This window comes from Nonomuraea sp. NPDC002799, assembly GCF_053592075.1.
This window is the reverse complement of the sequence record NZ_JBSFVA010000023.1, coordinates 43,443-60,343: the sequence shown is the minus strand read 5'-3', so window position 1 is coordinate 60,343 and position 16,901 is coordinate 43,443. Positions and strand designations below refer to the sequence as shown.

At 72.0% G+C, this 16,901-nt stretch carries 16 protein-coding genes; 14 read left to right on the top strand and 2 right to left on the bottom strand.

Features of this window, described 5'->3' with window-relative positions:
* The first annotated feature begins 54 nt into the window (after positions 1 to 54).
* A complete protein-coding gene (locus tag ACWD0F_RS33720; protein WP_449882868.1) occupies positions 55 to 1,575 on the top strand; it encodes an aminotransferase-like domain-containing protein in 1,521 nt (506 codons plus the stop codon).
* A gap of 150 nt (positions 1,576 to 1,725) precedes the next feature.
* Complete coding sequence (locus ACWD0F_RS33715; RefSeq protein ID WP_449882866.1) at positions 1,726 to 2,703, top strand: aldo/keto reductase; 978 nt, start codon at positions 1,726 to 1,728, stop codon at positions 2,701 to 2,703.
* 18 nt (positions 2,704 to 2,721) lie between these two features.
* Here the strand turns inward: ACWD0F_RS33715 and ACWD0F_RS33710 are convergent, their stop codons facing one another.
* Positions 2,722 to 3,366 (bottom strand): TetR/AcrR family transcriptional regulator, encoded by a 645-nt coding sequence (locus ACWD0F_RS33710; RefSeq protein ID WP_449882863.1) that lies wholly within the window; start codon positions 3,364 to 3,366, stop codon positions 2,722 to 2,724.
* Positions 3,367 to 3,446: 80 nt separating this feature from the next.
* On the opposite strand from ACWD0F_RS33710, the gene ACWD0F_RS33705 reads away from it, so the two are divergent.
* From ACWD0F_RS33705 to ACWD0F_RS33695, 3 genes are all read left to right on the top strand, one after another.
* Positions 3,447 to 4,331, top strand: a complete 885-nt coding sequence (locus tag ACWD0F_RS33705; RefSeq protein ID WP_449882860.1) for a hypothetical protein — start codon at positions 3,447 to 3,449, stop codon at positions 4,329 to 4,331.
* On the top strand, positions 4,328 to 5,575 hold the full coding sequence (locus ACWD0F_RS33700; protein WP_449882857.1) for a methyltransferase family protein: 1,248 nt from the start codon (positions 4,328 to 4,330) through the stop codon (positions 5,573 to 5,575). Before ACWD0F_RS33705 ends, ACWD0F_RS33700 begins: the two co-directional genes overlap by 4 nt.
* Before the next feature lie 93 nt (positions 5,576 to 5,668).
* Complete coding sequence (locus ACWD0F_RS33695) at positions 5,669 to 6,040, top strand: hypothetical protein (protein ID WP_449882855.1); 372 nt, start codon at positions 5,669 to 5,671, stop codon at positions 6,038 to 6,040.
* 47 nt (positions 6,041 to 6,087) lie between these two features.
* Here the strand turns inward: ACWD0F_RS33695 and ACWD0F_RS33690 are convergent, their stop codons facing one another.
* The gene (locus tag ACWD0F_RS33690; RefSeq protein WP_449882852.1) at positions 6,088 to 6,531 is read right to left on the bottom strand and encodes a hypothetical protein; all 444 of its coding nucleotides are present in this window, start codon (positions 6,529 to 6,531) and stop codon (positions 6,088 to 6,090) included.
* Positions 6,532 to 6,737: 206 nt separating this feature from the next.
* Between ACWD0F_RS33690 and ACWD0F_RS33685 the strand changes: the two genes are divergently transcribed.
* The 9 genes from ACWD0F_RS33685 to ACWD0F_RS33645 all read left to right on the top strand — a co-directional run bounded on the left by ACWD0F_RS33685 (position 6,738) and on the right by ACWD0F_RS33645 (position 16,874).
* On the top strand, positions 6,738 to 7,403 hold the full coding sequence (locus tag ACWD0F_RS33685; protein ID WP_449882849.1) for a DUF998 domain-containing protein: 666 nt from the start codon (positions 6,738 to 6,740) through the stop codon (positions 7,401 to 7,403).
* 67 nt (positions 7,404 to 7,470) lie between these two features.
* Positions 7,471 to 7,839, top strand: a complete 369-nt coding sequence (locus ACWD0F_RS33680) for a YciI family protein (RefSeq protein WP_449882847.1) — start codon at positions 7,471 to 7,473, stop codon at positions 7,837 to 7,839.
* A 66-nt stretch (positions 7,840 to 7,905) separates the two neighbouring features.
* Entirely contained in the window at positions 7,906 to 9,183 is a 1,278-nt protein-coding gene (locus ACWD0F_RS33675) for an RNA polymerase sigma factor (RefSeq protein ID WP_449882844.1), read from the top strand.
* Between the two features lie 160 nt (positions 9,184 to 9,343).
* A complete protein-coding gene (locus ACWD0F_RS33670; RefSeq protein WP_449882842.1) occupies positions 9,344 to 9,931 on the top strand; it encodes an NUDIX domain-containing protein in 588 nt (195 codons plus the stop codon).
* A gap of 74 nt (positions 9,932 to 10,005) precedes the next feature.
* Positions 10,006 to 10,899 (top strand): carbohydrate kinase family protein, encoded by an 894-nt coding sequence (locus tag ACWD0F_RS33665; protein WP_449882839.1) that lies wholly within the window; start codon positions 10,006 to 10,008, stop codon positions 10,897 to 10,899.
* A 1,128-nt stretch (positions 10,900 to 12,027) separates the two neighbouring features.
* The gene (locus tag ACWD0F_RS33660; protein ID WP_449882836.1) at positions 12,028 to 13,329 is read left to right on the top strand and encodes a prenyltransferase/squalene oxidase repeat-containing protein; all 1,302 of its coding nucleotides are present in this window, start codon (positions 12,028 to 12,030) and stop codon (positions 13,327 to 13,329) included.
* A gap of 107 nt (positions 13,330 to 13,436) precedes the next feature.
* Positions 13,437 to 14,462, top strand: coding sequence for a LacI family DNA-binding transcriptional regulator (locus ACWD0F_RS33655; RefSeq protein ID WP_449882834.1), 1,026 nt, complete (start codon positions 13,437 to 13,439; stop codon positions 14,460 to 14,462).
* A complete protein-coding gene (locus ACWD0F_RS33650; protein WP_449882831.1) occupies positions 14,459 to 15,574 on the top strand; it encodes a mandelate racemase/muconate lactonizing enzyme family protein in 1,116 nt (371 codons plus the stop codon). Before ACWD0F_RS33655 ends, ACWD0F_RS33650 begins: the two co-directional genes overlap by 4 nt.
* A gap of 34 nt (positions 15,575 to 15,608) precedes the next feature.
* A complete protein-coding gene (locus tag ACWD0F_RS33645; protein WP_449882829.1) occupies positions 15,609 to 16,874 on the top strand; it encodes an MFS transporter in 1,266 nt (421 codons plus the stop codon).
* The last annotated feature ends 27 nt before the right edge of the window (positions 16,875 to 16,901 follow it).

Here is a 16,901-nt window from a genome sequence, read left to right as displayed (position 1 = left end):
GTCACGCCCTAGGTGGAGGGGAGCCCACAGCACCGTTCACCTGGGAGACATCTCATGCGCAGCGCACAACGACTCAGTGTGCCCATCCATCTGGAGCGCGACCTGCCCGAGCCGCTGCAGGACCAGCTCGCCGCCCAGCTCCGGCGGGCCATCGTCCGGGGGCAGCTCGCGGGGCGGACGCGGATGCCGTCCACCCGCACCCTGGCCGGGGTGCTGGGCATCTCGCGCGGGGTCGCGCTGGCGGCCTACGAGCGGTTGCAGGCCGGCGGCTACATCTCCGGGCAGCACGGCTCGGGCACGTACGTGTCCGTCCGGACCGGACGGCCCGTGGCGGGCCGGGCCGAGCCGAGCCGGCCGAGCCAGGGGCAGCCGCGTCCGCCGGACTCCCGGCACGTGGCCGTCGGGGCGGGGCGGCCCGCCGCCGCTCCGGCGCCCCGGACGATCGGGTCGGCCACCGGCGTGGCGGCGCTCATCGACCTGCGGTTCGACCGGCCGAGCGCGGAGGGGTTCCCCCTGGCGGCGTGGCGGGCCGCCTGGCGGCGGGCCGGCCACCAGGCGCCGCCCGTCCACGAGCCGCCGGCGTCCGGCCTGACGGCGCTGCGCGCGGCGATCGGCGCCCATCTGCGCGAGACGCGCGGCCTGGTGCTCGACGGCCACGACGTGGTGGTCACGGCGGGGTACGGCGACGCGCTGGAGCTCATCCTGCGCGCGCACGGCAGGCGGTCCCCGGTCATCGCGCTGGAGGACCCCGCGCCGCCGCACCTGCGTGCCGCGCTGACCCGGTTCGGCACGGTGCTGCCTTTGCGGGCGGACGCCTCCGGCGCGCGGCCCGACCTCATCCCGGCCGGCTGCGACGTCGTCGCGGTCATGCCGGAACGGGGCGCGCTCGGCGCCCGGATGACGACCGAGCGGCGCGAGGCCCTGACCGCGTGGGCACGCGAGAGCGGCGGCCTGGTGCTCGAACCGGCCTTCGACGGCCTGTTCAACGTCGCCCTCAGCCCCAGGCCCAGCCTGCTGGCCCTGGGCGAGGCCCGGTCCACGGCCATGGTGGGGTCCTTCTGCGACATCCTGACGCCGACGCTGCGGTTGTCGTTCGCGGTGGTGCCCCGGCACCTGGCGGCCGGGATCGAGCAGGTCATGTCCTCGGGGCACGGCCAGCCGTCCTTCACCTGCCAGCTCGCGGTGACGGACCTGCTCGCGTCCGGCTCCGTGGCCCGCCGCGCGGAGCGGCTGGCGGCCATCTACACGGTCAAGCGGTCGCTCGTGCGCCAGGCGCTGCGGGCCTATCCGGACACCCGGCTGCTCGGCGCGGACACCGGCGCGACCGCCGCGCTGCTGCTCCCGTCGTCCGTCCCGGCCGAGTCGGTGATCAGGCTGCTGCGCCGGCGGCAGGTCCACGTGGCCGACCTGCGCTCCTACCAGCAGGGCGGCCCGGCGAACGGCCCGGCGAACGGCCCGGCGAACGGCATCGTCTTCACCTACGGCCACCCGGACGCCGTCACCCTCCGCAGGGCGCTGCACGCCATGACCAGAACACTCCACGACCATCGCCTGGCGCGCCGCACCGCCGCATAGCCGCTCCGGACAGAGCCTGGAACGCCGCTGCCAGATCGGGGGGCGGGACGGCCCCGCCGTCATCCGGCGGGGCCGTCCCGCCATGCCCGGGGCGAACCCCCTCATGGTGGAATAGCAGCAGGCAGTGATGGACAGGAGAGCGGGTCAGCGATGGAACACCGCACGTTGGGACGTACCGGACGGCAGGTCGGCGCCGTGGGCCTCGGCGCCTGGCAGCTCGGCGCCGACTGGGGCGACGTCGCCGAGGACGAGGCCTTCGCCACGCTGAACGCCGCCGTGGACGCGGGCGTCACCTTCATCGACACCGCCGACGTGTACGGTGACGGCCGCAGCGAGCAGATCGTCGGCAGCTTCGCCAAGGGCCGCCCCGAGCTCACCGTGGCCACCAAGATGGGCCGCCGCCTGGAGCAGGTCCCCGCCAACTACGTGCTGAGCAACTTCCGCGCCTGGAACGAGCGCTCCCGCCAGAACCTCGGCGTGGACACCATCGACCTGGTCCAGCTCCACTGCCCGCCCACCCCGGTCTACTCGGCGGACGCGGTGTTCGACGCCCTGGACACGCTGGTGGCCGAGGAGAAGATCGCCGCGTACGGGGTCAGCGTGGAGACCTGCGACGAGGCGTTGACCGCGATCGCCAGGCCGGGCGTGGCGAGCGTGCAGATCATCTTCAACGCGTTCCGGCTCAAGCCGCTGGAGGAGGTGCTGCCCGCCGCCCGCGCCGCCGGCGTGGGCATCATCGCGCGGGTGCCGCTGGCCAGCGGCCTCCTGTCAGGCCGGTACGACGAGCACACCACCTTCGCCCCCGACGACCACCGGACCTACAACCGGCACGGCGAGGCGTTCGACGTCGGCGAGACGTTCTCGGGCGTCGAGTTCGCCACGGGCCTCGAAGCCGTCCGCCGGCTGGCGCCGCTGGTGCCCGAGGGGCAGAGCATGGCCCAGTTCGCGCTGCGCTGGATCCTGGACCAGGAGGGCGTCTCGGTGGTCATCCCCGGCGCCCGCAACCCGGCCCAGGCCACGGCCAACGCCAGTGCCGCCGCGCTGCCCCCGCTCGACGCCGCCACCCTGGAAACGGTCCGGGCCGTCTACGACGACCTGATCCGCCCGCAGGTCCATCAGCGCTGGTGAACGGACGGGCCCGTCGTATCAGGGCCCGTCCGTTTCGGGGGCTTTGCCGCGGCGGCGGGGGAAGCGCATGGTGAGCAGCCGCGCGCGCGGCGCCACCCGCTCGGCCAGGCCGAACAGCGCCTGGGTGCGGGTCTGGTCGGGGTCGAGGTGGGTGAAGAGGTTGAGCCCGAAGTAGAAGGTGATCGCCGCATAGGCGAGATCGCGTGGCGGCAGCAGCCTGGCCAGCGGCGATCCGCCGATGACCCGCTCAAGAGCCTCTTCGACGAAGGCGAACCCCGGCTCGGCCCGCGCGCTGATCTCCTTGCGCAGCTCCGGCCGGGCGATGCTCGCGCCGACCATCTCGGCGAAGAGCGTGATGTGCCCGCCTTCCAGGTCGGCCTGGTAGATCTCATTCGCTTTCTGGACGAGTGCCTCCAGGGTCCGGCAGCCGTCCACCGCCTGCCGGTAGGTCACCATGCGCTGCTGTATCGACCGGTCCAGCGCGGCGAGGAGCAGCGCGTCGACGCCGCCGAAGTGGTAGAAGACCAGCGCTGAGTTGACCCCCGCGGCCGTGGCGATGGCCCGCGCGCTCGTGCCCGCGTATCCATGGGCGCGCACCGTCTCGGCAGCGGCCTCGATCAGGCGGTCCCGGGTCTCCGCCCCTGGCTGCTGCTTTCCGGCCACACCCACCCCCTCTTGACAGCTGGCGATGCCTGCATCATACAGTTTAATCAGTTGATTAAACTGACTGATTAAGGAGCGCCGTGGAGCCCGAACGAAAACCGCAGCAGCGGGCGAGACGGCTACTGGCCGCCGTGCTGGCCGCCCTGTTCGCGGCGATGCTGCTCTACCAGGTCCTGCACGCGGGCCACCTGGAGCAGACGGCTTTGTTCTACGTCGGCATACCGGCCGTGATCGCCGTCACCGTCGCCCTGACCGCGCGGCCGCGCAGCACCGTCGGCATGGTCATGGCCTCCGTCACCGTCGCCCTGGCCCTCGCCGGGCCGCTGCTCCAAGAAGGGGTCGTCTGCCTGGTGATGGCCGCGCCACTGTTCTACCTGGTCGGCGCGATGGTCGCGGTGCTGATCGACGAGGTGCGGCGCCGCCGGGGCAACGGGCGGCTGAGCCTGCTCGTCGTGCCGCTCATCCTGGCCGCCACGCTGGAGGGCACCGTGGCCTCGATGCCGCGGGCCGGCGAGGTCAGCGTCACCGTGCCCGCGGCGGGCGTGGCCGTCGAACGGGCGCTGGCCGCGGAGCCGCGGTTCGGGCCCGTCGAGTCGCCCTTCCTGCGCCTCGGCTTCCCCCGCCCGCTCCGGTCCACAGGCACCGGTCTGGCCGTCGGCGACACCCGTACGATCACCTTCACCCCCCGCCGCTCCCTGGGGATCGGCGCCCCGCTGGAAGCCCGGTCCATGACCCTGCGGGTGAGCGAGCGCGCCCCGGGGCACGTCGTGTTCGCCGTGGTCGAGGACACCACCGTCGCCCGCTGGATGGACCTGCGCCAGGCGAGCTTCGACTGGCGTGCGGACCGCCTGACCGTCACCATCGCCTACCGACGCACCTTCGACCCCGGCTGGTACTTCGGCCCGCTGCAGCGCTACGCGATCGCCGAGGCGGCCGGTTACCTGGCCGGGACGTTCGTCTCATGACCGACCCGGCGCTGATCCGGGGCGTCACGCTCTTCGTGCCGACGGCCGCCGTCTGGATCGCGGCCACGGCCCGGCGCCCCGGGCAGCGGGACATCGCCGCGATGATCGTCGCCGTGGCGTGGAACCTGCTCGCCCTCGCGGTGGTGAACGTCGTCGCGGTGCGGGCGGGATGGTGGACGTTCGGCGCGCGGGGCGCCCTCGTGGCCGGCGTGCCCGCCGACCTCCTGCTGGGCTGGGCGCTGCTCTGGGGCGCGCTGCCCGCCTGCCTCGCGCGGACCCGGCCGCTCACGCTGATCGCCGCCGTGCTCGCCTGGCTGGACCTGGCGCTGATGCCGCTGGCCGAGCCGGTGGTGACGCTCGGAGCGGGATGGTTGTACGGCGAGGCCGCCGCGATCGGGGCCGGCCTGCTGCCCGGTCTGCTCCTCGCCCGGTGGACGGCCGCCGACCGCCGGCTGCCGTGGCGGGTGGCGATGCAGGTGGTCCTCGCGGGCGGGCTCATGCTCGGCGTCCCGATCGTGCTGACCGGCGTGTGGCGGCAGCCCGCCTGGGTGCTCGGGCTGCTGGCCCAGGTGCTCGCCGTGCCGCTGGTGGCCGGGCTCGCCGCCGTCCGCGAGTTCGCCGTCTCGGGGCGGGGCACGCCGGTCCCCTACGACCCGCCGAAACGCCTCGTCACGAGCGGGCCGTACGCCTATCTGCGTAATCCCATGCAGTCCGCGATGGGCGGCGCCTACCTGGTCCTCGCCGTCCTCGACGTCCGCTTCGCCGCCGCCGCGGTCGTCTGCGCCGCCTACGGCGCGGGGCTGGCCTCCTGGCACGAGGGGACCCAGTTGCGCACCCGGTACGGCGCCGGCTGGACGACCTACCGCGCGCACGTACGCCCCTGGCTGCCCCGCGCCCGTCCCTACCCCGGGATGCCGTACGCCGACGTCTACGTGGCCGCGACCTGCGGGCGGTGTGCTCGCCTCGGCCGGTGGGCGGGCCGGCGCCGCCCGGTGTCGCTGCGGATCAGGCCCGCCGAGAACCATCCCGCCGGTCTGCGCCGGATGACCTACGAGCGGGCCGACGGGCTGCGGGCCCAGGGAGTGGCGGCCTTCGCCCACCTGGCCCAGCACCTGCACCTGGGCTGGGCGGTCCTCGGCTGGTTCCTCCTGCTGCCGGGAGTGGGGTGGTTCGCCCAGCTGTGCGCCGACGCCTTCGGCGCCGGTCCGGCCCGGCTGGACGGCATCTGCGACAAGACGGTGTGAGCGCTTGCCCGCCGCTTCCGTCCCCAGGCCGGGACGGCTTTACAGGCGCAGGCCGGAGGCTCATGATGAGGCCACGCGTTCTGGAGGAGCAGCATGTCACGTCCTTCGCGCCGCGCCTGCGCGGCCACCGCCGCATTCGCCGCCGCTCTCGCCGTGATCGCCGTTCCGGCCGGCGCGGCGTCCGCCGCGCCCCCGGTGGCCCGGCTCACGCTCTACTCCGACACCGCCTTCTCCCGGCCGACCAACTCCGTCACCTATCCGGCCTGCGACGCCTTCATCGGCAGGATCCCCGGCCTGCGCACCGGCTCGTTCGACAACAGCCCGCTGCCCGGCTGCCAGGTGGTCCTGCACGCGCTGAGCGGCGACTACGTGCTCTGCGCGGGCCGCGCCGTGGTCCCGGCCGCCTTCCGGCAGGCGGTGCTCTATTCGATCCGCACCGGCGCCAGCGTGCCCTGCCCGGTGTAGACCACGCCCCGTACGAAGTCGAGTCAGCGGGATCCCCGCCCGCTGACTCAGGAGGGGTCGCCCACCGCCGCCTGGACGAGGTCGTTGCCGCCGACGACGAAGCTCACCTTCACGTCCGTGGAGTGCGTCGTGCCTTCGATCGCGCCGGCGACGCCGCGCACCTCCAGCGGCCCGGTGCCGCCGTTGACGACGATGTCGGCGCCGAACACCTTGATGAAGACGCCCGTGTCCTCCGGCACGTCGAGGACCAGGTCGATGCGGCTCTTCTGCAGGAAGTAACGCAGGGCGGACGACGAGGTGACGTGCAGGACGTCGCCCCGGACGGCGGCCTGAGGGCCGAGCGTCGCGACGTCACCGAGTGCCGCGACGGTCACCGTGTCGGCGTCGATGGCGTTGATCCTGATGTTGCCGCCCACGATGCGGATCTCCACCCGCTTGATCTGGCCGGACTCGGTCGAGCGGAACACTTCCACCCTGCTGTCGGACGACACCGTGGTCTCCTCGTGAAGGGATGACGGGGGACGCGTGCCCCTGATGGTCCCATGATGATCTGGTCAGCACACTCTCCTGACCTGATCAGGCCGGCCAGAAAAAATCTTGAGAAAGATGTCCCGGCGGTGTCGAAACGGGCTTCGGCCGTTCGCAGCGTAGGCAGAGGGCCGGACGAGCCGGCCCCGCAGACGCGAGGACGAGGACCATGACCCAGCAGCTCACCCACTCCGCCGCCCGCCCGATCCGCGCCGCGCGCCCGCTGCTGGCCCTCGGTGTCGTCGCCGGTCCCCTGTACGTGACGGTCGCCCTGGCCCAGGCGCTCACCCGGGAGGGCTTCGACCTGGCCCGCCACCCCTGGAGCTTCCTGGCCAACGGTGACCTGGGCTGGATCCAGACCGCGAACTTCGTCGTCACCGCCCTGGCGACCATCGCCTGCGCCGTCGGCCTGCGCCGCGCCCTGTCCCCCGGCCGGGGCGCGCGCTGGGCGCCCCGGCTGGTCGGCGCGTTCGGCGCCGGCATGATCGGCGCCGCGCTCTTCCCCGCCGACCCGGCGATGGGTTTCCCCGCCGGCACCCCGGAAGGGCCCGGCGTGGTGACGACGTCCGGCCTGCTGCATCTGGCCGTGGGCTCCGTCGGCTTCCTGTGCATGATCGCGGCCTGCTACGTCGTCGCCTCCCGGTTCTCCCGTGAGGGCCGCACGGGCTGGGCCGTCTACTCCCGCGTCACCGGCACGCTGTTCCTGGGCGCCTTCATCGGCATCGCCACCGGCGGCGGCATCGTCTGGGCCAACCTCGCGTTCGTCGCCGGGATCGTGGCGATCTGGAGCTGGTTGTCGCTACTGTCTCTCGACCTGTCCCGCGCCGCCGCCTGACCACCCGCTCCACTTGCCCCTCCGCTCGACCCGCTCCACCCGCTCCACCCACTAAAGGGAGAACATCATGCGTTACATCGTCACGCTCAAGGTCGCCGCGCAGCCTGCCGGCCCGCCGCCCGCCGAGCTGATGGAGGCCATCTTCAAGCTCGGCCAGGAGGCCACCGAGTCGGGCTCGCTGCTCGACAACAGCGGCCTGGCGGGCAGCTCCGAAGGGGCCAGGGTCCAGGTGAGCGGCGGCCGGCTGACCGTCAGCGACGGGCCGTTCGCCGAGGCCAAGGAGATGATCAGCTACGCCGTCTACGAGGTCAAGACCAAGGAGGAGGCCGTGGAGTGGGCCTCCCGCTTCGTGAAGCTGCACGCCGACCTCTGGCCCGGCTGGGAGGGCGAGGCGGACGTGCTGCGGTTGTTCGGCCCCGAGGACTTCGGCGGCTGATGGCCCATCCCTCCGGTCGCGGGGCGCGCAGGAGCGCTCCGCGACCGGATGCTGTATTCAGGACGCATGACGGTAGCCGAATCCCACCGGACGGTCGAGGCGGTCTGGCGGATCGAGTCCGCCCGTGTCATCGCCGGCCTGGCCCGCATGGTCCACGACATCGGACTGGCCGAGGAGCTGGCGCAGGACGCGCTCGTGGCCGCCCTCGAAGAGTGGCCGCGCAAGGGCGTACCGGATAATCCGGGCGCCTGGCTGATGCTGACCGCCAAGCACCGCGCCATCGACCAGTTCCGCCGCCGCGACGTCTACGACCGCAAGCTGCAGGAAGCAGGCCGGGACATGGAGCTCCGCCAGGAGCAGGCCGAGACCGAGATCGACGAGGCGCTGGACGACCACATCGGCGACGACCTGCTCCGGCTGGTCTTCACGGCCTGCCATCCGGTGCTGCCCCCCGAAGGCCGGCTCGCCCTGGCCCTGCGCCTGCTCGGCGGCCTCACCACCGAGGAGATCGCGCGGGCCTTCCTGGTCCCCGAGCCGACCGTGGGCCAGCGGATCTTCCGCGCCAAGCGCACGCTGGCCGACAAGAAGGTCAGGATCGAGCTGCCGCCGCCCGGCGAGCTGCCCGCCCGGCTCGCCTCGGTCCTGGAGGTCATCTATCTGATCTTCAACGAGGGCTACGCGGCCACCGCCGGGGACGACTGGATCCGCCCGTCGTTGTGCCAGGAGGCCATGCGCCTGGGCCGCGTCCTGGCCGCGCTCATGCCCGCCGAGCCCGAGGTGCACGGCCTGCTGGCGCTCATGGAGATCCAGGCCTCACGCATCCCGGCCAGGACCGCGCGCGACGGCGCTCCCGTCCTCCTCCTCGACCAGGACCGCAGCCGCTGGGACCGGCTGCTCGTCCGCCGCGGGCTGGCCGCGCTCGGCCGGGCCGAGGCGCTGGGGACGCTCGGGCCGTACGGCCTGCAGGCCGCCATCGCCGCCTGCCACGCCCGCGCCCTGACCCCCGAGGCGACCGACTGGGAACGCATGGCCGCCCTGTATCTCCTGCTCGCCCACCTCACCCCCTCACCGATCGTGGAGCTCAACCGCGCGGTCGCGGTCGGCATGGCCCACGGCCCGGCCCGGGGGCTGGAGATCGCCGACACCCTCCTGACGGAGCGCGCGCTGCGCGGCTACGCCCTTCTGCCCGCCGTCCGCGGCGACCTGCTGGCGAAACTCGGACGGGACGCGGAGGCCGCCGCCGAGTTCGGCCGCGCCGCGGAGCTGACCCGCAACGAACGCGAACGCGAGCTCTTCCGCGCCCGCGCCGGAGCCGCCCGCGCCGGGCGGCACACAGAAGTCTGATCGACTGACGCACATAACTCTTATTACGGTCATCATTCCGCGGAAAGCTGGCGCACGAGCAATTCAGCGTCAATACTGGATATTGCCATGATCTGAACACTTATCACGAGCCAACCGCACACTGTGGCGGCCGGGGGCGCGCGTTCGAGCCTTGCAAAGAATGAAAGCGCGCTATGGTTGGGCGCTGCTCAGGCAAGATGTCCGCTATTCGGCAGAGGTGGAGTCCATGGTAGACCGGCTCTTGGACGGCCTCACGGAAACCGATCCAGCAAGTTGCCGCCACGTTCGGGTCACCTTCGTGCAGAAAGCCTTCATCATCCATCGCGACCGGCTGCTCCTGGTGCGCAAGTCGGCCGCCGATCCGTACCATCCGGGCAGGTGGGAGGTGCCGGGCGGGCGGATGCAGCCGTCCGAGGGGCTGGACGAGCACATCATCCGCGAGGTACGCGAAGAATCCGGCATCGAGATACAGCCGGGACCGCCCTTTCACATGTGGGACTGGGAAATGGTGAGCGACGATCGTTCGCCGGTGCGGGCGATCGCGGTCGGCAGGATCTGCCGAGCTCTTTCCCTGCGTCTGTCCACCAGCCACCAGGTGTCCGGCGACCACATCAGCGCAGCCCAATGGGTGGCACTCGCGGAGATCTCCGAATACGCCCTCATCCCCGGAATGGACCACGCGGTCGCGCGTTTCATCGACCTGCACGAGGACCGGCTCACCGAATCGTTGCTGCCCGGCCGGCCATGACATTACCCGGTCCGGGCGATCAGGCACGCAGCCATGGTCACGCGTTCGCTCTGATCGCGATCGGGGAGATTCGCGTGGACATCCGCGTGCGGCTCGACTCCCTGCGCCTGCGCGAATTGCATGCCGATCGCCTGCATTATTCGCCGGTGCACATCACGCCCGCGGGCGTGGCCCTGGGAATAGCGCGCCAGGCGGTCCACTGTTTCGACCGGGTCGCGCTGATCAGCAGGATCGGCCGCGACGAGTTCACCGAGGCGATCCTCGCCGAGCTGGCCCTCGCGGGGATCGAGCCGCGGCTGACCCTGGTGGACGGCATGGCGACCGGGCGCGTGGTGGTGGTGCGCGACGACGGCGTGCGTCTCATGGTGGCCGAGCCGCTGTCGGCGCAGCAGGTGCTGACCCCGGCGGACGTGCGCGCGTCGAGCCGGGCCATCGCCTCGGCCGACGTGCTCTTCCTGACCGGCTACGAGCTCCTGTACCCGGGCTCCACGGAGGCCGTGCTGGAGGCCGCCGCCATCGCGCGGTCGAGCGGCACCCTCGTCTGCCTCGATCTGGTGCCGCACGACCTGCACCTGCGCCTGGATCCGCGCCAGTGGCCGCCCGTCCTCGACGCCGCCGACATCGTCATCGGCGAGCTCTCGATCCTGTCCGCCCTGGCGGGCGCGGCGCACGCGACGCTCGACCAGCTTCTCGCCTGTCTCGACCCGGCCGCGCCCGCTCCGGTGTGGCTGATCAGGTCGGGAGCCGGCAATGTGAGCCGGTCCACGATCTATCATCGCGGCCTGGTCCACCGCGACTACGAGACCGGCTACGAGGAGGTCTCCGAGCCCATGGGGTTCGGCGACCGGATCACGGCGGGCGAGCTGCGCTGGTTGTTGTCGGCCTGGCCGCTCAGCAGCCGGTCGGCCCGCGGCAGCAGCCGCCGCAGGGTCGCGAGGAACAACTCGCGCGTCGCCGGTGTGCCGTAGCTCTCCTGCCATCGCCACGGCTCGCCGCCCGCGGCCTTCCGCAGGAACTGGGTCGGCAGTGACCCGCCGCAGGGGTAGGCGACCGGGCCGGCGTCGTCTTCGACGTAGAGGTACGACGTGCGGCGGCCATAGAGGCCGGCGAGCTGACCGGGATCGACGGCCTGGCCGGCCAGCCCTTCGCCCTCGATCGCGGCGCGCAGCGAGGGAGCTCCCGGCACACAGTGCAGGTGCGCGTGGTCGATGCAGGCGCCGGCGCCCCGCGAGGTGGCCGGACCGTGCTCGAAGAACGTGACGGGACGACCGTAGGTGCCCGTGAGCAGGCGCGCGACGCGCTCCTTGCAGGCGGCGAGCTTGCGCAGCAGCCGCGGCGGGAACGCGCCGCAGCAGGGATAGTGGGCCGTCGACACCAGCAGGAGATGGCCGGGCCGCAGCGGCGCCAGGTCGGGGGCGCACCACAGATCCTCATCGCCCCAGAACACCCCCGCCGCTCCCGGCAGGCCGGCGTCCGCGTTCATCCGGAATCGATAGCGCGCACAGAACACGCATTCCGGATCGCCATCTACGGCGGCATCGGCTTTACGTGCGATTATCGATGTGCCTTTGTCCCCATCCGCCCATTCGTCCCCATCCGCCACGACGAGTCCCGCGGCACGCAGGTGCGCCGCCCACTCACCCCGCTCAGCCGCCGTTATCGGCCGCATTCCGCCAAGGACCAGCAATCCACCGCCGGCCAGCAGCGGAAAGGCCCGGGGGGCGAGGTGGGCGGCCGTGTCGAGATCGCAATGAATACGGCGGAAGAATCCGGGAGGAAAGGACCAGGCAGAGCCGGCCGGGCGCCGGACCACGGCCGCCTCCACCGCGAACTCGGCCGGGGACGTGCGGAGATGCGCCAGCGCCGCCGTCTCACTCAGGGAGTCGGCCCACTGCGGCGCGCCGCCGATGACGAGCACGTCACCGTCGTTCACGTGCTCCACCGCGCATAAAGAAATCGGGAATCAATGGAGTTCTGCCCCAATGGACACTCACGTGATGCCCCTCATGCCTCTTCACCTGTATCGCCCCATTCAATACCACTGGTAGGTACCATACGCACAGAATCTCATATGGCACGGGCAGTGAAAGGGCTCGATGTTCGAGATAGATCTGACCCCGGTGGAAGGCGTTCTGGGCCTCTCGATCGACCTGCTGCGGCGTACGTACGCGGAAAGCCCGGCGGGCGGCGGCGGCTGGTATCACATGCTCGAAAGACCCACACCCGGCGCCACGGCCACGGCCGTCGCCCTGCTGGCCTTCCACACCGCCCATGTGAAGCCGCACCACCTTCCCGAGGCGCTGGCGTTCCTCAAGGCCAGGCAGCTCCAGGACGCCGACCCGCTGATCGACGGCGGCTGGTGGACCAACACCAGCGGCGAGCGGCCGGTGGTCGAGGCGACCGCCTGGGTGGTCCGCTGCCTGGCGACGCTCCGCTGCGACTCCCACGAGAACGCGCCCGACCTGGCCCGCGCGGTGGCCTGGCTGCGGGCCAACCGGGACCCGTCGGGCGGCTGGGGATCCTTCGCGGGCTGCCCGCCCCGCACCTGGAACACGTGCCTGGCCATCCAGGCCCTGCTGGCGGCGGACCCCTACGATCCGGCGATAGAGGCCGGCGTGGCCTGGCTGCTCGACCAGCGCCTGTTCCCCGACGCCTGGGGCGCGGAGGCGGGCGCCACCGCGCCGACCACGGTGGCGCACACCGCGATGGTGCTGACCACCCTGCTGAAGGCCGGCGTCGATCCCGCCGGGTTGAGCGGACGGTTCGACTGGCTGCTCGGCCGGGTCGACCCCGGCTCCCTGAACGAGGCCAGCAACCGGGTCGAGCACCCGGTGGTGTCGATGACGACGACCAGGGGCAACGAGGTCTGGCGCCCGCCACCGCTCGTGCACTACGCGCTGCCGGTCGCCACCACGGCTCTCCTGCGTCATCCCCGGGCCTATGCGCCGGACGTCGCCGCCTGCCTGGCCGGCGCGGTCGCCACCATCGTCGGCGAGCAGTCCCGTGACGGCTCGTGGCCCAACAACCATGGCTCCAGCCTCACGCTCTGGGGCGTGTGGCCCTGCGTGGAGGCACTGGCGGAGGTGCGGCAGATCCGGCTCGTGCGGCCCGGCGACCTGATCGTCCTGGTGGACGGGGCCGCCGTGGTGCGGCGAGCGGCCCAGCGCGATCTGCCGCTGCGCGACGTCCTGGCGCCCGCGCTGCCGAAACGGCCCGATCTGCACCCGATGCGGTGGGCGCGCCTGCACTGGACGTGGGTGCTGCTGGCCGTCTGCTCCGTGGGCGGCGCCATCGCGCTGCTGACCGACCTCATCGAGCCGAAAGACCTGGCATGGGGGCTGCTCGTGCCCGTCGGCCTGCTGGTCATCCAGGCGGTCATGCAGCGAAAGCAGGGCTGACCTGCGCGGCTCCCCGCTGAGGAGACGTTTGTCACTTTTACCAAGGACGTTGTAGCCTGCTGGTTCATCGGGCAGTTATCGATAACAGCGCGGAGAGTAGTCAGACGGTGCCAGAAACGAGAGCGACGATCTACACGGTCGCGCGAGCGGCCGGAGTGAGCGCCCAGACGGTCTCGCGGGTCCTCAACGGGACCGGTCAGGTCAGCGCGAAGACGCGCGCCGCCGTGCTCGCCGCGATCGAGGCCCAGGACTACCGGCCGAACGCGGTCGGGCGGAGCCTGCGCGCCTCCCGCACCCCCATGATCGGGGTGCTCGTGGCCGACATCGGCAACCCCTTCTACGCCCGGCTGCACCGCGCCATCGAACGCCGCCTGGCCGGCAGCGGCTTCTCGCTGATGCTGATGAACTCCGACGACGACGCGCGCAACGAGCGTCACCAGCTCGAGCTGCTGCGCTCGTACCGCCCGACCGGGCTCGCCATCGTCCCGTCGATCGGCAGCTCGCTGAGCGACGAGGACCTGCGGGCGTTCGGTCACGTCGTCAGCGTCAGCCGGGTGCTCGACGGCGTGCACGTCCCCGCGGTCGTCACCAACGAGCGGGAAGCCGTCGCCTCGGCGGCGGCGGAGCTGCTCGCGCACGGGCACACCGAGATCGCCATGATCCTCGGCCCGCCGCAGGCGTCCACCACCCGCGCCCGCGAGGAGGGCTTCCAGGCCGCTCTCGCCCGTCACCCCGGAAGCCGCGGGCTCGTGCGCTATACCGACGGAACCCGGCTGGGCGGGGAGTCCTCGGCCGGCGAGCTGCTGGACACGCATCCCGCCGCCACCGCGGTGATCGGCTTCAACGCGCTCGTCACCGAGGGCGTCGTCAGAGCCGTCCGGGCGGCGGGGCGCCGCTGTCCTGAGGACATCTCGATCATCGGGTTCACCGACGCGGGCTGGATGACGCTGTTCCACCCGGCCATCTCCGTGATCGACCAGCCGGTGGAGGAGATGGGCGCCCTCGCCGGTCATCTCCTGCTGGACCTGGCTTCGGGCAAGAGCGTCGAGCCCGGCCCGCGGGTGGTGCCCAGCACGCTGATCCGGCGCGGCTCCGTGGCCCCGCCGGCGAGCACGAAGGAGCGCAGGACATGAAGATCGTGGCGGTCAACACCTACGTCGTCACCGAGAAGCTGGAGACGCCGTTCGGCATGTCCCAGTGGTACTGGGAGGTTCGCGGCAGTTGTCTCGTCGAGATCGTGACCGACGAGGGCATCTCCGGATGGGGCGAGTGTTTCGGCCCCGCCGAAGGCAGCCGCGCGCTGATCGACTCGGTGTACGCGCCGCTCCTCATCGGAGCCGATCCGTTCGAGCACGTCTCCCTGTGGGAGTCGATGTACAACCGCGGCCGTGAGTGGGGGCGCGCGGGCGTCCCCATCGCCGCGATCTCCGGGATCGAGATCGCCCTGTGGGACACCGTCGGCAAGGCGCTGGGCCAGCCCGTCTACCGTCTGCTCGGCGGGCGCGCGCCCGAGCCCTTCCACGCCTACGCCTCCGCGTTCTACTACGGCGGCGAATGGCGGGACGACCTGGAGGCGGAGGCCGGGCACCTCACCGCGCAGGGCTATCGGCACGTCAAGATGAAGGTCGGCGCCGACCTGCGCTCCGACATCGAGCGCGTGCACCGGGTACGCGCCGCGCTGGGACCCGGCGTGCACCTCGCCGCCGACGCCAACCGCGGCTACACGACGGCGGAGGCCCTGGTGTTCGCCCGGGAGACCGAGCCGGACGCGTTGTGGTTCTTCGAGGAGCCGGTCCTGCCCGAGGACCTGGCCGGATACCGCGAGCTGAGAGCCGCCACGGCGGTGCCGATCGCGGGCGGGGAGTCGGCGTTCACCCGCTGGGGATTCGCGGAGCTGATCGAGTCGCGCGCCGTGGACCTGCTGCAGCCCGACGCCACGGCCTGCGGCGGGCTGCGCGAGACGTTGCTGATCGCCGGCATGGCCAGCGTGCACGGCATCCCCACGCTGCCCCACGTGTGGGGCTCGGCGATCACCGTGGCCGCCGGGCTGCACCTCGCCACCGCGCTGCCGGTCGTGACCCCCTCACTCGGGCGCACACCTCCGGTCATCGAGCTCGACCAGTCGCCCAACTCCTTCCGGCAGACCCTGTCGGACCTCGACATCGGGCCGGTGATGTCCGTGCCCCAAGGACCGGGCCTCGGCATCGAGATCGACCGCACGGTCATCGAGGCGTACCGAGCCTGACCCCGAAACACCCGCCAGCTCTAAGGAAGACCCCGTGTCATCGGACCCGCACACCCTCCCCGCACCGGCCCCGTCCCTCCCGCACAAGTGGCTGCGCATCGGCGGCCTGCTGCTCGTCGGCCTGTTCGTCGCCTACCTCGACCGCTCGAACCTGTCGGTGGGCATCAAGAACGTCGCTGACGACCTCGGCTTCGCCGGCGACGACTTCGCCGCCACGTCGAGCCTCGCCCTGACCGCGTTCCTGGTCGGCTATCTGATCTCGAACTTCCTCGGCGGCTTCCTGACCGCCAGGATCGACGCCAAGTGGATCCTGCTCACCACCGTCGCGGGCTACTCGCTGTGCACGCTCTTCATCGGCTTCGTGGACTCCGTGGGCGCCCTCGTCGCGCTGCGGGTGGGCGTCGGGGTGTTCGAAGGGATCTACTGGCCGCAGCAGTTCAGGATGGCCAAGGCCTGGTTCGACGAGCGGGAGATGAGCCGCGCCAGCGCGATGATCCAGTATTACGGGCAGTATCTCGCCCTGGCGCTGGGATTCTTCCTGCTCACCCCCATCGAGGCGGCGTTCGGCTGGCGTCCGCTGTTCTGGGTGCTGGGCGCGGTCGGCCTGCTCGTCATCCTCCCCCTGTACGCGCGGTTCCTGCCGACCGCGCCGACCCGAGCCCCGGCGGCCGACCGCGGCGGGCCGGCCCGGGGCAAGCTCACCTTCGCCGCCTTCGGCGGGTGGCGGTTCGTGCTGATCGTGTTCAGCTACTTCGCCAACGGCATGCTCTTCTGGGGCATCACGCTGTTCATCCCGCTCATCGTGCCGACCTTCGGTTTCGCGTCGAGCATCAACGGGCTGCTGTCCGCGGCGCCGTACCTCGTGTCGCTGCTGCTCACCATCCCGATGATGATCCTCGCCGACCGCACCGGGCGGCGCGGCGCCATCGCGGTCTCCGGGCTCGTCGCCGGCGGCGTCCTGCTCGCCTGCGTCGGGCTCACCGACTCGGCCGTGCTGCAGTTCGCGCTGATCTGCCTGGGTCTGGGCTACTTCACCGCCGCCTACACGCCCAACATCTGGGCGATCGCGGTGACCGAGCTGCCCGCCCACGTGGTGGGTCCCGCCACCGGGATCATCAACGGCTTCGGGGCCGGCGGCGGCGGCACCGTCGCGGGCGCCCTCGTCGGCGCCCTGCTCGCGGCCACCGGCACGTACGCGCTGGGCCTGTCCGTCCTCGGCCTCGTCGCGATCCTCGGCGGCCTGGCCCTGTTCCTGTACACGAGGATGCGCCCGGCCACCGCTCCGGCCACCGGCCGGTGAGACCTTCGCCGGTCGCGTCGGTGCTCC

Coding starts and splice junctions, on each gene's coding strand:
- ACWD0F_RS33720 (WP_449882868.1), top strand. CDS start 55: ATGCGCAGCGCACAACGACTCAGTGTGCCCATCCATCTGGAGCGCGAC.
- ACWD0F_RS33715 (WP_449882866.1), top strand. CDS start 1,726: ATGGAACACCGCACGTTGGGACGTACCGGACGGCAGGTCGGCGCCGTG.
- ACWD0F_RS33700 (WP_449882857.1), top strand. CDS start 4,328: ATGACCGACCCGGCGCTGATCCGGGGCGTCACGCTCTTCGTGCCGACG.
- ACWD0F_RS33695 (WP_449882855.1), top strand. CDS start 5,669: ATGTCACGTCCTTCGCGCCGCGCCTGCGCGGCCACCGCCGCATTCGCC.
- ACWD0F_RS33685 (WP_449882849.1), top strand. CDS start 6,738: ATGACCCAGCAGCTCACCCACTCCGCCGCCCGCCCGATCCGCGCCGCG.
- ACWD0F_RS33680 (WP_449882847.1), top strand. CDS start 7,471: ATGCGTTACATCGTCACGCTCAAGGTCGCCGCGCAGCCTGCCGGCCCG.
- ACWD0F_RS33675 (WP_449882844.1), top strand. CDS start 7,906: ATGACGGTAGCCGAATCCCACCGGACGGTCGAGGCGGTCTGGCGGATC.
- ACWD0F_RS33670 (WP_449882842.1), top strand. CDS start 9,344: ATGAAAGCGCGCTATGGTTGGGCGCTGCTCAGGCAAGATGTCCGCTAT.
- ACWD0F_RS33660 (WP_449882836.1), top strand. CDS start 12,028: ATGTTCGAGATAGATCTGACCCCGGTGGAAGGCGTTCTGGGCCTCTCG.
- ACWD0F_RS33650 (WP_449882831.1), top strand. CDS start 14,459: ATGAAGATCGTGGCGGTCAACACCTACGTCGTCACCGAGAAGCTGGAG.